This window comes from Pseudomonas oryzae, from assembly GCF_900104805.1.
Lineage (GTDB): Bacteria > Pseudomonadota > Gammaproteobacteria > Pseudomonadales > Pseudomonadaceae > Geopseudomonas > Geopseudomonas oryzae.
Map to the genome: position 1 here is coordinate 233,729 of NZ_LT629751.1, position 14,178 is coordinate 247,906.

At 63.5% G+C, this 14,178-nt stretch carries 13 protein-coding genes and 1 pseudogene; 1 reads left to right on the forward strand and 13 read right to left on the reverse strand.

Going from position 1 to position 14,178, the window contains the following annotated elements:
• Positions 1-2: 2 nt before the first annotated feature.
• The 11 genes and pseudogenes from BLT78_RS01160 to BLT78_RS21905 all read right to left on the reverse strand — a co-directional run.
• A complete protein-coding gene (locus tag BLT78_RS01160) occupies positions 3-1,244 on the reverse strand; it encodes an FAD-dependent oxidoreductase (protein WP_090347230.1) in 1,242 nt (413 codons plus the stop codon).
• A gap of 37 nt (positions 1,245-1,281) precedes the next feature.
• On the reverse strand, positions 1,282-2,190 hold the full coding sequence (folD, locus tag BLT78_RS01165) for a bifunctional methylenetetrahydrofolate dehydrogenase/methenyltetrahydrofolate cyclohydrolase FolD (protein ID WP_090347231.1): 909 nt from the start codon (positions 2,188-2,190) through the stop codon (positions 1,282-1,284).
• Positions 2,187-3,053, reverse strand: a complete 867-nt coding sequence (gene purU / locus BLT78_RS01170) for a formyltetrahydrofolate deformylase (protein WP_090347232.1) — start codon at positions 3,051-3,053, stop codon at positions 2,187-2,189. The genes folD and purU overlap by 4 nt, the downstream gene beginning before the upstream one ends.
• Before the next feature lie 405 nt (positions 3,054-3,458).
• Positions 3,459-3,836, reverse strand: a complete 378-nt coding sequence (locus BLT78_RS01175) for a hypothetical protein (RefSeq protein WP_231975666.1) — start codon at positions 3,834-3,836, stop codon at positions 3,459-3,461.
• Between the two features lie 223 nt (positions 3,837-4,059).
• Positions 4,060-5,019 carry a tetratricopeptide repeat protein gene (locus BLT78_RS01180; RefSeq protein WP_172830755.1) on the reverse strand — a complete coding sequence of 320 codons (960 nt, stop codon included), beginning with the start codon at positions 5,017-5,019 and terminating at the stop codon, positions 4,060-4,062.
• A gap of 189 nt (positions 5,020-5,208) precedes the next feature.
• Positions 5,209-5,610 (reverse strand): lysozyme inhibitor LprI family protein, encoded by a 402-nt coding sequence (locus BLT78_RS01185; protein WP_090347234.1) that lies wholly within the window; start codon positions 5,608-5,610, stop codon positions 5,209-5,211.
• Positions 5,611-5,620: 10 nt separating this feature from the next.
• On the reverse strand, positions 5,621-8,458 hold the full coding sequence (locus BLT78_RS01190) for a hypothetical protein (RefSeq protein ID WP_090347235.1): 2,838 nt from the start codon (positions 8,456-8,458) through the stop codon (positions 5,621-5,623).
• A gap of 32 nt (positions 8,459-8,490) precedes the next feature.
• Positions 8,491-8,916 (reverse strand): hypothetical protein, encoded by a 426-nt coding sequence (locus BLT78_RS01195; protein WP_231975667.1) that lies wholly within the window; start codon positions 8,914-8,916, stop codon positions 8,491-8,493.
• A 56-nt stretch (positions 8,917-8,972) separates the two neighbouring features.
• Complete coding sequence (gene tssI, locus BLT78_RS01200) at positions 8,973-10,997, reverse strand: type VI secretion system Vgr family protein (RefSeq protein ID WP_090347237.1); 2,025 nt, start codon at positions 10,995-10,997, stop codon at positions 8,973-8,975.
• Positions 10,998-11,177: 180 nt separating this feature from the next.
• Complete coding sequence (locus BLT78_RS21900; RefSeq protein WP_231975668.1) at positions 11,178-11,843, reverse strand: NAD(P)/FAD-dependent oxidoreductase; 666 nt, start codon at positions 11,841-11,843, stop codon at positions 11,178-11,180.
• A 26-nt stretch (positions 11,844-11,869) separates the two neighbouring features.
• Positions 11,870-12,472: pseudogene (locus BLT78_RS21905) on the reverse strand (NAD(P)/FAD-dependent oxidoreductase); the annotation flags it as partial.
• Positions 12,473-12,596: 124 nt separating this feature from the next.
• Here BLT78_RS21905 and BLT78_RS01210 point away from each other — a divergent pair.
• On the forward strand, positions 12,597-13,409 hold the full coding sequence (locus BLT78_RS01210) for an IclR family transcriptional regulator (RefSeq protein ID WP_172830756.1): 813 nt from the start codon (positions 12,597-12,599) through the stop codon (positions 13,407-13,409).
• A 6-nt stretch (positions 13,410-13,415) separates the two neighbouring features.
• Here BLT78_RS01210 and BLT78_RS01215 read toward each other — a convergent pair whose 3' ends face one another.
• Both BLT78_RS01215 and BLT78_RS01220 read right to left on the reverse strand, forming a co-directional pair.
• Positions 13,416-13,646, reverse strand: a complete 231-nt coding sequence (locus tag BLT78_RS01215) for a hypothetical protein (protein ID WP_157719452.1) — start codon at positions 13,644-13,646, stop codon at positions 13,416-13,418.
• Entirely contained in the window at positions 13,612-14,169 is a 558-nt protein-coding gene (locus BLT78_RS01220) for a helix-turn-helix domain-containing protein (RefSeq protein WP_231975669.1), read from the reverse strand. The genes BLT78_RS01215 and BLT78_RS01220 overlap by 35 nt, the downstream gene beginning before the upstream one ends.
• Positions 14,170-14,178: the final 9 nt, after the last annotated feature.

Here is a 14,178-nt window from a genome sequence, read left to right on the forward strand (position 1 = left end):
CCTCAGTGGCTGGCGGCGGTGGCGCCCATTTCGTTGACCTGCTGGAAGGTCGAGAAGCGCTCCAGGGCGAAGGGCTTGATCAGCTCCGGCGTCCGGCCGCCGCTGGCCACCAGTTCGGCCATGGTCTGGCCGCAGATCGGCGTCGACTTGAAGCCCCAGGTGCCCCAGCCGGCGTCGAGGTAGTAGTTGTCGATGGGCGAGCGGCCCATGATCGGGCTGTAGTCCGGAGTCATGTCGGTGATCCCCGCCCACTGGCGCATCAGCCTGGCGTTGGCCAGGAACGGGAACATCTCGATGGCGTGGGCCAGCAGGCCTTCCTTGAGGTCCAGGGTCGAGCGGGTGTTGTACAGCGGGTAGGGGTCGGAGCCGCCGCCGATCACCACCTCGCCGCGGCCGGTCTGCTGCACGTAGCAGTGCAGCGCCGAGGAGCTGACCAGCGGGTCGAGGAACGGCTTGAACGGCTGGGTGACCATCGCCTGCAGCGGGTAGCTGTGGATCGGCGCGCGGATGCCCAGCTTGTTCAGCAGCAGCGAGCTGTGCCCGGCGATGGCCTGCACCGCGCAGCCGCACTTCACCGTGCCGCGGTTGGTCTTCACCGCCACCACCCGGTTGCCCTCGACCACGAAGTCCTGCACCTCGGTGAGCTGGTGGATCTCCACGCCGCGCTTGGCCGCCTGCTTGGCGTAGCCCCAGGCCACCGCATCGTGGCGCGCGGTGGCGCCGTCGATGTGCCAGAGGCCGGCGAGCACCGGCAGGTGGCCGGGGTCGAGGTTGAGGGTCGGCACCAGCTCGCGGATCTGCTGGCGGTCGATCATCTCGGTACGCCCGCCGAAGTGCTTGTTGACCTCGGCGCGCTGGCGGAAGGCGCGCACCGTGGCGTCGGTGTGCGCCAGGGTCAGCTGGCCGCGCTCGGAATACATGATGTTGAAGTCGAACTCGTTGGAGAGTCCCTGGAACAGCTTCACCGACTCGGCGTAGAACTTCACGCCCTCGCTGGTCAGGTAGTTGGAGCGGATCACCGCGGTGTTGCGCGCGGTGTTGCCGCCGCCCAGGTAACCCTTGTCCAGCACCGCGACGTTGGTCACGCCGTGGTACCTGGCCAGGTAGTAGGCGGTGGCCAGGCCGTGGCCGCCACCGCCGATGATCACCACGTCGTAGGCCGGCTTGAGTTCCTTGGGCGCCGGCAGATCGACCTCCGCCGGGTACTCGGAGCTCAGGCCGTATTTAAGAAGACTGAAAGGCATGCTGCCTCCTCGTTGGGCCGTGCCGGCCGTTGAACGACTACTGCGCGACCGCCTGCTGGGGCGAGTTGGGCGCGGACTGCCGGGCATGCTGCTGGCGCGCGGCGGTCACGGTGTTTTGCATCAGGAGGGCGATGGTCATCGGCCCGACGCCGCCCGGCACCGGAGTGATGGCGCGGGTCAGCGGCTGCACGTCGGCGAAGTCGACGTCGCCGACCAGCCGCGAACGGCCGTCCTCCTCGATGCGGTTGATGCCGACGTCGATGACCACCGCGCCGGGCTTGATCCACTCGGCCTTGATCATCCGCGGCCGACCGACCGCGGCGACCACGATGTCGGCCTTGCTGCACAGCGCCTGCGGGTTCCTGCTGCGCGAGTGCAGCACGGTCACCGTGCAGTCGGCGGCCAGCAGCAGGGCGGCCATCGGCTTGCCGACGATGTTCGAGCGACCGATCACCACCGCGTGCTTGCCGGCGAGATCGCCGAGGGTGTCGCGCAGCAGACGCATGCAGCCGGCCGGGGTGCAGGGCACCAGCACGTCGCGGCCCTGGCTGAGGCCGCCGACGTTCTCGCTGTGGAAGCCGTCGACGTCCTTGGCAGGGTCGATGGCCTGCAGCACCGCGGTCTCGTCGATGTGCCTGGGCAGCGGCAGCTGCACCAGGATGCCGTGCACCGAAGCGTCGGCATTCAGCGCGGCGACCAGCGCCAGCACCTGTTCGGCGGATGCGTCGGCCGGCAGGCGATGCTCCAGCGAGCGGATGCCCACCTCGCCGGCGCGCAGCACCTTGTTGCGCACGTAGACGTGGCTGGCCGGGTCGTCGCCGACCAGCACCACGGCCAGTGCCGGCTCGATGCCTTCGGCCTTCAGGGCGATGACCTCGGCGGTCACCTCGGCGAGGACCCGCGCGGAGGCGGCCTTGCCGTCGATCAGTTGGCCGGGCGCGCTCATCGGAAGATCACCGTCTTGTCGTGGTTGAGGAACACGCGGTGCTCCAGGTGGTACTTGACCGCCTTGGACAGGGCCACGGTCTCGGTGTCGCGGCCGACGGCGACCAGGTCGTCCGGTGCGTAGTTGTGGTCCACGCGCTGGACTTCCTGCTCGATGATCGGGCCTTCGTCGAGGTCGGCGGTGACGTAGTGGGCGGTGGCGCCGATCAGCTTCACGCCGCGCTCGTAGGCCTGGTGGTAGGGCTTGGCGCCCTTGAAGCCGGGCAGGAACGAGTGGTGGATGTTGATGGCGCGGCCCGAAAGTTGCTTGCACAGATCGTCGGAGAGGATCTGCATGTAGCGCGCCAGCACCACCAGTTCGGTCCTGGTCTCGTCGACGATCTTCATCAGCTCGGCTTCCTGCTGGGCCTTGGTCTCCTTGGTCACCGGCAGGTAGATGAAGCGGATGCCCTCGCGCTCGGCCATCGGCCGCAGATCGAGGTGGTTGGAGACGATGGCGGTGATCTGCATGTGCAGCTCGCCCTTCTGGTGGCGGTAGAGCAGGTCGGCCAGGCAATGGTCGAACTTGCTGACCATCAGCAGCACGCGCATCGGCTTGCTGGCGTCGTGCAGCTCCCAGTCCATGTCGAACTTGCCGGCGACATCGACGAAGCCCTGCTCGATCGCTGCAATGTCACCGGCGAAACCGGTGTTGAAGCGGAACACCGCGCGCATGAAGAAGGTGCCGCTGACCTCGTCGTCGAACTGCGCCATCTCGCTGATGTAGCAGCCATGGTCGGCGAGGAAGGAAGTCACCGCGGCGACGATGCCCGAGGTTGCCGGGCAGCTGATCTTGATCACGTACTGGTTCGGAGCGTGTTGCATGTCGAGTCCTCTGGAGGTGGAGGCAGCGGTTGCAAGGCGAAAAATTCGTCGGTGAAGCCCGATTTCATCCCTGAATAATTTTGACTGATGGGAATATATTTTTCGTGCTGGTGTTTTTATAAGCGAAGGAAAGCGGTGTGTCTATGCCTGTTGTGAATTTTTTTATCGTGTGGAGAATTTTTTGAGGCGCGGGCGCGGGCGCGGGCGCGGCAGCCGGGGGCAGACGCTGGGCGGGCAGGAGGGCGAGGACGGCGACGCAGCTGGGGAAGCAGAAAGGAGCGGCACGGCCGGCCGCTGGGTCTGGAGTGAAGGGGTAGGGTGGAAGCCTCCTGCGTAGATCGTCGAAGTGCGGCTACGAAAGAGGGAGGCTTGCGCCGGAGCGTGCCGGCGCGCGGAATGAAACAGTCAGTCTTCGCTGATGCAGTGTTCGTACTGCTCGGCGTACTGCTTGTCGAAGATTAGGGGGTGGGGCTCGTCCAGCTCCGCGGAAGTGTTGAGCAGTTCGTGGCTCTGGATGTCGTATTTCACCCAGCCGATGGTACCCGAGCCGTCGGTGTCAAAAACCACTTGGGCGGAGACGGTCTCGCCCTGGTTGTCGTCGATCAGCAGGTTGGCTTTGTCCTTCTTCACGTAGGTGAAGGGGAAGTTGCTGCTGCGCACCAGTTCGGTGAGGTAGCCGTAGCACTGGCTGCGATCACTCTTGAGGTCCCCAGCGCTGGCTTGGGCAGCGCCCAGCAGCAGGGCGGCGAGGGCGAGTGGAGCGAGGGTGTAGCGTGCGATCACGTTAGTTTTCTTCGAACTCGTTGACGAGCCGGGCACGGATCTGATCTAGGTGGGTACGGTACACAGTCTGCACGTTGAGGGCGGTAGAGTGCCACCGCTCATTCGGGCGATGGCGCGCTGACTCATGCCGCGCAGCAGACAGACCTGGATGTTGGAGAGTTCTTCGACGCTGAGTGCGTGATATGACATGGCAACACCGTACCGGAAAGCTCATGTGTTGCACTCAATTTTTGTGGTCGCCCATTCTCGAAACGACTCGATGCGGAGTTTTGGATTGCTTTTGGGCTGCGACCATTCTTTCATAGTACTGGTTATAGGCTTTCTGAGCCTGTTCTCGCTTGCCCAGTGCCCAGTACGCATCCGCAAGGTTCAGGTAGGCAACGACTCTGTCTGGGTGTTTCAGGGTAATGTGTTTCAGGAGTTCAGCGGCCTCAGGATAATAGCCCGCCTGCTCGAATAGAAAGCCGAGGTCGTTAGACCAGCCGACCTTTTGCGGGAAGTAGTATTTTTCGACGATGTATTTCTCAGGATCGCATGCGCCATCGTCATCTCCTGCAATGAAGTAGCTGACGAAGGTCTTCAGTTCTTCATCGTTACCAGCCTTGTAGGCCTTCAGGGCGGCGTTGAAATTGCTGGATGCCGTCTCCGGCATCAGTTTTTCCGCTGCGGCTCCTGATGTCTGATGCGCAAGGCGCCAGTCCCTCAGCGCGCCGAAGGCGCGGGTGCCGTCGAAGTCGGCGATCGACTTGAAGGCGAGGGCTTTCCTGTCGGTTGCGTAGGTGCTCAGCAGGGACTGGTCACATTCGGTGTTGTTTTCATTCAACAGAACCTGGGTCAGGTCGAAAGACTTCGCGGCGACGTCATATTTGAATTTCAGGTTGAAGTTGTAGGAGCTATTCCCTTCTTCTCGGGTGATGAGAACCAGGTAATCCCCCGCCTGGGCCGCGGGCGAAAGCAGGGTGTAGCGTTCACCTTGCAGATCGGTCACCGATACTTTTCCCTGACCTTCGGCGATCAGGTCTGCCATGTAGCCATCGTAGCTATGGGGCGAGTAATCGTTCTCGATGCGAGGTAGGGCCTTGTCTGTATCGACCACCGTCGCGCCCGTACGGTCGGTGATCAGCAGGCGCTGCGCGCGCGTGTCGTTACTGTCCGTAAGGCGCATCTCCTGGATTGAGGACATGTCTTCAAGTCTTATCGTTTCTGTGTTCGCAATAGCGTTGGTTAGTGCGAGAGTCGAGGCGACTGCAAAATATCGCATGCTGATTTTGCTTGTGTGAAATATCAGCATCTGTGTCCCCAGTGCGTTATTCACGGCCTGTTTGTGTTGTAACAAAAAACAGAGTCTGCGATTTCCATGGGGTGGTGGTGTTCATATTTCAGGGGCGATGCTATTCAAATATATCGCCCTATCTTCGCTTATCCTTGATACGCAATTATTGATCGTGGTCTGATATGCCTCTGTGGTTTCTTCTATTTCAAAGGCTTCGAGCTTGCAGTCGGCGTCTCGCAGCTTGATCCACTCCCGTTGCGCCTCTCTCAAAAGGGAGATATATTGATCCGCCAACGATGGCGTGTTCTTGTACTGGTTTTTTATTCGAGCCAGAGTTGCCTTGTATGATGAATTTAGAAGACTATCTGAGTGATGTCTTCTGTATTCTGCGCATTGAGCTACCTGTTGAGATGATTCAATTCTTTCGCACGGATTTTTAGCGATATCACCGAGTGTGGGATGGGCAATAATTAATAGTGAAAGTGAATATATTTTTTTCATATCGAGAGCTCTAGTTATTCCTGATGTAGCGGGCTCTATTGCGGCCGGGCTCGTATTGCCTGATGGTTGGCGTATTCTCTATGTAGCGTATTAATTCTTTCTTGTCATTTTTCATGCCTGCTTTCATTGGGTTTGGCCCCTTGGTGAAACCTTGGTACACAAAGTCCACCAGTACATCCCTGATGACCTGATCAAGGGCTCTCCATTCGGTTCTACCAAGCTCGCTTGCAGTCCAGTGATTGTAGTTTTTAACGGTGCGCTCTACGTAGTCTGGATAGATTATATTAAAGAGAATTATTTCCTGCTCGGTGGTGATTTCCCCAATGCTTGTTTTGTAGTCTTTTACAAATTTCTGCGCAACAGTGCCTTTCTTTCCATGCGCCTGAGCAATCTTGGCTGCCTGGTCGTGCTTGAGTCCAGCACTTTTCATATGATTGTAAATTTCTGAATCACTCCGGAAGCCCATATCGTAACCGCGGCCGAGCGTAACCCCTGATAGTTCGTTTCCTGGCCAGTGAATGACCCGGCTGAAGAACGGGGATGAGGGTATGTTATTTCCTTCGGCGTCAAATGTTATTTGACCTTCCTTAATGATGGGAGCAACCTTAGTCGCTGTACTGAAGGCACCGATAAGAGCGAGTGGTTGCAGTTGCCATGCTTTTCCATCCGCGCTAATTCCATACTTTACAGCCACATCGTTCCACCAGCTCAGGGTCTTGATGCGGTTTTTCTCTTCGATCCAATCCTGATTGGGATCATCGGGACTGTGGCCCATCAGATCATCGAGTTCGTCCCAGCGCGACGCATCCCAGAACCACTCGCTTTCATGCCGCGTGACGAGCTGCGAGATGGATTGGGCATGCCATGGCTTTTCCAGCGCTGCTCGAATCTCTTCCGAGGTCATCTTGCCGTTGCGGTTGGTGTCGATGATGTCGTAGAGACGGCTGCGCACAGGGCCTTTGTCGGACTGGTCGATCGCGCCCTGGTAGCTGACCTTCTCATCGTCGGACAATCGGCGAGTCGCGTTGAGATAGTAGGCCAGCCCCGAACTAGGGGTATCGGTATCCTCGAGAAAATCGAAGCCTTCCCATTCCCACGGACTGTGGCGGGTGGTGATAAGCTCCTGCTCCGATAGCCAGCCGTTGATGGGCTGGCCGTCCTTGTCGGCCAGCAGCTCATCGAGTCGCCACCAGTTGGTCTCGGGCGAACAGCCGGTTGCCGTGTTATTGGCCGGGACCTTGATCTTGGCCTCGGCGGGCAGCGCATCCAGCAGGTTCTGCGGCAGGATCAGGTCGACGCCGATCTCGGCTCCTTCGTCACTCAGCTTCGGTGGGTTTTCGCTCTTGATGTCATCCCGGTGAGGGATCAGCTTGCTGGCCCCAGCATGGATCTTCAGCAGAGTTTTTTCCCCGGCCGGCAGGTTCTGCGCCCAGGTACGGCTTCTGCTGATGAACGCTGGTACATCTTCACAACTGAAGACTTCCAGATGCAGCAGCTCCTGAGGTGAACCGTCGCTCTGATTCTGGTACTTGCCTACATGGCCGATCAGGTCGCCCGCCTTGATCGGCACGGGTGGATCAAGGAGCACCACGGAGCCCATGGCCTTGGGTTGCGATTGAGCCGTCAGGAAGGAAGAAGAAACATAGCCAGGCAGGGTGCCGTCTTCCCCAGGCGTCAGTGCCGGCTCGTTGTTGCCACTGATCACCTGCTCGAGCTTGAGGAACGCACCTTCACCCGAAGCGCGGATCTGGGCGCCTTTGCTGAGCTTACCTACAACTGGTGCATTCCCTCGGGCTTCAGCTCTTACATTGAGTTCGCCGCTGTGGGTGTTAACGGTATACACGCCAGATCGCCAGAAGACCGGTCGCTCCAGCTTCTCGTCCTGGCGATAGTCTTTCCAGCACCTGAGGTGCATGTACAGGCTGTAAATGGTCAGCGCCGGCGGCTTGGGTTTCGACTCATCATTGGTGGAGGGTGCCTTGGCCTGAAGCGTATGTTTGACCAGAACGAAGCCGGTGGAGAACGGGGCTCTTATCTGAAGCGGCGGTCTACCGGCGTAGGTGCTGACGGGGTATTCCTCATCAATACGATAAGCGACCACTTCGCCATGGGTCATGCAGTTGATGCGGCTCTGGTCGAAGGCTTCGGACGTGCCCATGTCCAGGTGAATGCCGCCATGCCACAGACCGTTTCCACCGATGGGGTAGAACCCTGCCCTGGCCTTGCTAAATGCGGTCAGGTGTTGAAGCGAATGCCCTGCAGACGGCGTGCAGGGGTAGCACCAGTCACCCTTGGCACTGCTTTCATTGCCATTGGCAACTTCTGGCTTTTCCTCGTCCGGGTTCAGAGTGCCGCTGATCATGTCCGCGATGTAGCGTTTGAAATCACCTTCCTCAAGCTCGGCATGAACGTGGATGGCGTAGCTCTGTGCCCCCGCCCTGTCCGTTCCGGCCTGGAGGCCAATGTGCTGGCCGTAGGTGATGGCGTCGCCATCGTTAACCTTGAAAGTGGGGTGAAGGTGCAGGATCTGCCCGATCAGTTGACCGTTGGTGGGGGCGTCATAAATCTTCAGCGTGCCGTAAGCACGACTGGTCTTGGCATAGCCGGCCAGCGGGCTGGGAACGGGGATGGATCGGTTGCTGCCATCAACGAGCAGCACGAAATCCTTCTTGATAAGCGTGCGGCCACCGACGTGGCGCACCTCTTCGAGCTGACCGTTGATGGTCTCGTAGTTCCGGTTTGGCTCACGCCCTGCGGAGGGGTGGTGTTTGGCGAGATCTTCGTAGCGGTTTACGTCCTCGATGCGGCTTCCAACACTTTCAACGATTTTGTAGCGACGCCTTGTCATGTCTTGTCCTGGGTTTTAATCGTGTTGAACGGTCAGAGGCCGCAGGCCGCTCCGAAGGTCTTGTAGCTCTCTGTCTTGCCGCCCGATTCAAAGTCAAGGTCAACGTGCCGGTCATCCGATTCGCCGTACTCCGACTGATTGAACTGCCTGACCGTAGTGAGCGTGGCACTCATATCGGCGTAGGCGTAGGCCGTACGGGTCTTGGTGATATCGGTCTGTTGCAGCTCCTGGACGGTGCCGGCAATTTTGACGAATAGCACTTCATCTATTTCGACGGCGATCGGCTGGGCGTCACGCAGGGCCCGATACTGCTCATCGGCCGGAACCAACGCGCAGCGGTAATTCTCGATACCGCCTCCTTCCTGGTATCGGGAGACGGCTTCCTGGTAGGTGATGGGCTCGAGTTCGAGGGCGGTACAGCCAGCCAGATACCCGCAGGACAGGATGAACAGCAGCATCTGGCCTGCAGGGTGTTGAAGGGGGCGTTTCTTGATCCTGGTATTCATCGTTTGGTTCAGCCGGAAAAATTCATGGTTCTTTTTACTTTCTTTTTAGGTTTGAGCAGACCAGCAGGTGCCTGCTCCAACAAGCTCCCTGCCTTGTCCCCATCCGCCGCCCCCGGCCGCACCGGCGCCTTGATGCCAATCCCCGACCCCGTCCCTGGCGAGCCCCCCGCATTGACCCTGATCTGCGGCCCCACCACGGTGACCCCGCTCGGGTCGAGCTTGATGAAGCTCCCTCCCGCCTTGAGGGTGAGCTCCATACCAGCCTCGATGACCATCTTCTGCCCAGCCTTGAGGTGGATTTCCTGGCCGGCTTCGATCAGTTGGGCGACGCCGAGTTTGATGTGCTGGCTCTGACCGACGGTGAGGTGGTCGTCGGGCTTGACTTCCACCTTGCGGTCGCCGTGTACGGTCAGGTGTTCCTCGGCCTTGAACTCGCTGTAGCTGTTGGCCTCCACGGTGTCGTGGCGCTCGTGGCCGACGCGGATCTTCTGGTCGTGCTCGATGTTCTGGTCCCAGTCGCGCTGGGCGTGGAGATAGATCTGCTCGGCGCCCTGGCGGTCCTCGATGCGCAGTTCGTTGTAGCCGCCCCCGCCGGGGGAGCTGAGGGTCTTGAATACCGTGCGGGTCTTGTAGGCCGGCAGCTCGTAGGGCACCACGTGCTCCTTGTGGTACAGGCAGCCGGTGACCAGCGGCTGATCGGGGTCGCCCTCCAGAAAGCCGACCAGCACCTCCATGCCCACCCGCGGGATGGCGATGCCGCCGTAGCGGTCGCCGGCCCAGCTGCTGGAGACGCGCAGCCAGCAGCTGGTGATGTCGTCGTCCTGGCCCTCGCGGTCCCAGTGGAACTGCACCTTGACCCGGCCGTACGCGTCGCAGTGGATCTCCTCGCCGGCAGGGCCGGTGACCACGGCGCTCTGGCTGCCCAGCACCCGGGGCTTGGGATGCTTCAGCGACGGGCGGTGCAGGGTGTCCCAGGGCGTGGCGACGAAGCGGTTGCGGTAGCCCTGCTGGAAACCATCGCTGGTGGTCGTATCGCTGGTCACCGCCTCTTCGAGCACCTGCGGCTGGCGGCCCTCATGGTGCACGGCGCGGATCAGCCACAGATCGTTCCACTCGCGGCGCGGATGCTCGGTGAGCTCCAGGAAGTGGCCGCTGCGCAGGTTCGGCTGGTCGCCGTCGCCCTCGGCCAGCCGGTAGTCGCTGCGATGACGCTCCAAGGCACGACGGGCCAGCTGCTTGCCGCGCGTGCGCTCGGTGAAGCGGCCGGGGTAGTCGTAGTCCTCCAGATCCGGTTCGAACGCGCTGGTGGCGGCGCTTTCCAGCTGCAGGCGCGGCTGCTCGAAGTCGTAGTCGCGGCGGCTCACCCGGCTGGTGCGGGTTTCCAGGCGTACGGCGAAGTGCTTGATCACCGGATCAATGGCGACCAGGCCGCTGTCGGGCAGATAGGCGGTGGGACGGCCCAGCTTGGGGAATGCGGTCTGGTCGTCGCCCAACACCAGCAGATGGCCGTCCGGGCCGTGGCGGAAGTGGTAGTGGATGCCTTCCTCCTCGCACAGGCGCTGCACGAAGTGCAGGTCGGACTCGTCGTACTGCACGCAGTAGTCGCGCGCGGGGTAGTCGGCGCCGAGCTGGAAGCGGTGGCCGTCGCCTTCGAGGATGCCGTGCTCCTCCAGTACCCGGCCGACGATCTGCGGCACGGTGAGGTGCTGGAAGATGCGCTGGTTGACCCGGTGGGCGAGGTAGGCCAGGCGCGGCACCAGGCTCAGGCGGTAGCGGGTCAGGCGCTGGCCGGAGTCGCCCTGGGCGATGCGGTAGACCAGACCGTGCACGCCGCTGCCGTCCGCGGCGAAGGCGAGGAAGGCCGGGCGGTTGAGCAGGGTTTCGAGGTCGAGGTCGGGTCGCTCGCCGACCAGTTCGAGCTCGAAGTGATAGGGGGTGTCGAGGGCTTCGTGGCCGTCGAAGGCGAGCACCTGCAGGTCGGTGTCGACGCCGTCGATGGCCAGCACAATATGCGCCTGATTGGCATCCAGCATGCCTTGGCCTCCATCCATGGATTGGCGAAAGCGGCAAGGTGCCGGAGCGCGCGGCAGCGTTCAATGCTGGCATTTTAATAATCCTGCGCCGGGTCAACAAACCGCAGGAGGAGGATTTCCGGGCTGTGACCTGGGCCAAAAAACGCTGGCGCCGCTGCCGACGACGCGCGGCGTTCGGCGCTACAGCCGTTCGAAGCGAAACGGCCGCGGATCGACCAGCGGCTTTTCCCCCGTGATCAGATCGGCCAGCAGATGCCCCGCCCCCGGGGCGATGCCGAAGCCGTGCCCGGAGTAGCCGGTGGAGAGGTACAGCCCCGGCAGTTGCGCCACCGGGCCGATCACCGGGATGGCGTCGGGGGTGACGTCCATCGCTCCGGCCCAGCTCTGCGCGACGCGCAGGTCGCGAAAGAACGGGAACACCTCGGCCAGCGCGGTGCGCGCTTCGGCGAGGATCGCCGGCGAGGGCTGTGGATCGAGCACCCGGCAGCGCTCGAACGGGCTGAGGCCATCCAGATCCCAGCGGCTCGGCAGCCGCCATTCGTCGAGGAACTCGCGGCCGAGGCGCACGCGCACTTCGCGGTACTGCCTGCCGAGCGCCGGCAGGAAGTCGCCCAGGTAGCGGAAGCTGTCCGGGGTGATCGGCGCGAGATTGGCGCTGCGCTGGGCGATGGTGTAGCCGCCGTCGGCGCGCTTGCGGAAGGCGTAGCGGCTGGCGCCCAGGGCCTGCTCCGGGCCGCCGGGCATCGGCGGGGTGCGTAGCACCGAGGCGAGCACCTTGAGTTGCGGCAGGCGGATGCCGAGGCTCTTGCACAGCAACGACGACCAGGCGCCGCCGGCGAGCACCACGCTGGAGCAGGCAGCTCGCCGCGCTCGGTGACCAGCGCGGCCACCCGCCCGCCGGCAGTGGTTACCCCGCGCACCGCGCAGCGGGTGAAGATGCGCGCGCCGAGCCGGCGCGCGGCGCGGGCGATGGCGGCGCTGGCCAGCTGCGGTTCGGCGCGGCCGTCGTGCGCGGCGAACAGCGCGCCGCTCCAGCCGGCGCGCGCCCCCTCGGGCTGCAGACGGCGCAGCTCGGCGCCCTCGACCAGCCGCGCCGTGGCGCCAAAGGCGCTCGCGCCGCGTAGCCAGGCGGCCTGCTCGGCCTGCTGGCGCGGGTTCTCGCAGGCGTACCAGATGCCGGTGCGCGTGAAGCCGGTGTCCTCGCCCAGCGTCGTCCGCCAGTCGTCCCACAGGCGCAGGCTGGCCAGCGCCAGCGGAATCTCCGCCAGGTCGCGGCCCATGCTGCGCACCCAGCCCCAGTTGCGCGACGACTGTTCGGCGGCGATCTCGCCCTTCTCCAGCAGGGTCACCGCGACGCCGCGAGCGGCGAGCCAGTACGCGGTGCACACGCCGATGATGCCGCCACCGATGACCGCCACCTCGGTGCGGGCGGGGAGCTGGGCGTCGCTGGGAAGGCTGGGGATCTGCGGATACATGGCGCACCTCGATGAGTCGGGAATGGCCCGATCCTGCCGGACGAGGCGCGGCGCGCAACTTGCATCGCTTTCCAGCGAGCGACTTTCTCAGCATGTGGGAATCAGCCAACGGAGGTTCGCCGCCATGCCTACCGCCAGTCTCGCCAGCCCGGCCCGGGTGCCGGGCACCCAGACCCTCGAACGCTCCTTCGCCCTGTTGCGTGCCATCGCCGCGGCGGGGGAGGAGGGCGCCAGCCTCGACGAACTCTGCGCCCTGCTCGGCGGCACGCCGAGCACCACCTACCGCCTGCTGCAGGCCCTGCGCCAGCAGGGCTTCGTCCGCTCCGGCGAAGCGCGCGGCCGGTACGTGCTGGGTTACGAGCTGTTCGCCCTCGGCGCCCGCGCCGGCAATCCCGGCGGCCTGCGCGACCATGCCCGCCCGGCGCTGCTGCGCCTGGCCGAACGCTTCGGCGACAGCTTCTTCCTGCTGGTGCCGGATGGCCACGCGGTGCTCTGCCTGGAGCGCCAGGATGGCCGCCAGCCGGTACGCAGCTACAGCGAGGCGGTGGGCGGGCGCATTCCCATGGGCGTCGGCCAGGGCTCGCAGGTGCTGCTGGCGCACATGAGCCGCCGCGACTGCCGCGACATTCTGCGCCACAACGCCGCCAGCCTGCGCCTCGACTACGGGCTGGACAGCGAGGTGATCGCCGCCAGCCTGCCCAGCGTGCGTCGCCTCGGCTATGCTTGCGGCCTGCCCGACCGCCGTCTGCCCGGCTACACCGGCCTCGCGGTGCCCATCGTCGACGGCGCCGGCCAGGTTGCAGGCGCGCTCAGTTGCGCGCTGTCGCGGCCGCAGATGACCGCCGCGCGCCGCCAGGCGCTGGCCGAGGCGATGATGGGCGAGGTGGCGCGGATCGTCGGCGCCATGCCGGCCGCCGGGCAGCGGCAGCCCGCCTGAGCGACGTCAGCCGCGCCCGCGCGACTCCCGTTGCCCCGCCACCTGCTGGATCTGCTGGCGCGGCTGCGGCAGCAGGGTCTGCTCGATGAAGGCGGTGGTGCAGAGGTGGATGCGCTCGGCGCGGGCGAGGAAGTCGCGGCCCTCGCCGTGGTCGTAGAACGCCTCCAGCTCGCCGACCAGGCGCTGCACCGCCGGCGCCACCTCAATACACCACGGTCCGCATGAAGTGGAGGACATCGCTGCCGATGTTCTCGTAGGCGTAGGGCTGGGACGTGTCGATGACGAGGAAGTCGCCTTTGCGCAGCGTGTGCGGCGTTGCGCTCAGGGTGATCCGCAGGGTGCCGTCGACCACGTAGATCATCTCGCGCCAGTCCTTGGGGTCCGGCTCGGCCACGTACTTCTCGCCGACATCCATGACCCAGTCCCAGAGTTCGGCCTCGTGCCTGGCCGGGGCCGAACCGAGCAGGATCGACCGGCTGATCTGCGACTGGCCTTTCCAGGTCAGCGCGTGGATGGGCTGGGTCGGATCCGCGCCGTGCTCGCGCACGATCTCGGAGAAGCTGACGCCAAGCGCCGTGGCGATCCGGTGCAGTCCGGTCAGGCTGACGTTGGCATCGCCGGCCTCGACGCCGATCAGGGTCCGTCTGCTGACGCCTGCGGCCTCGGCCAGGGCGACCTGGCTCAGGCCGCGCTGCAGCCGCAGCCGGCGCACGTTCGCGCCGACATGGGCCAACACTTCCTCTTCGGGTTGACTGTGCAATATTCTGCA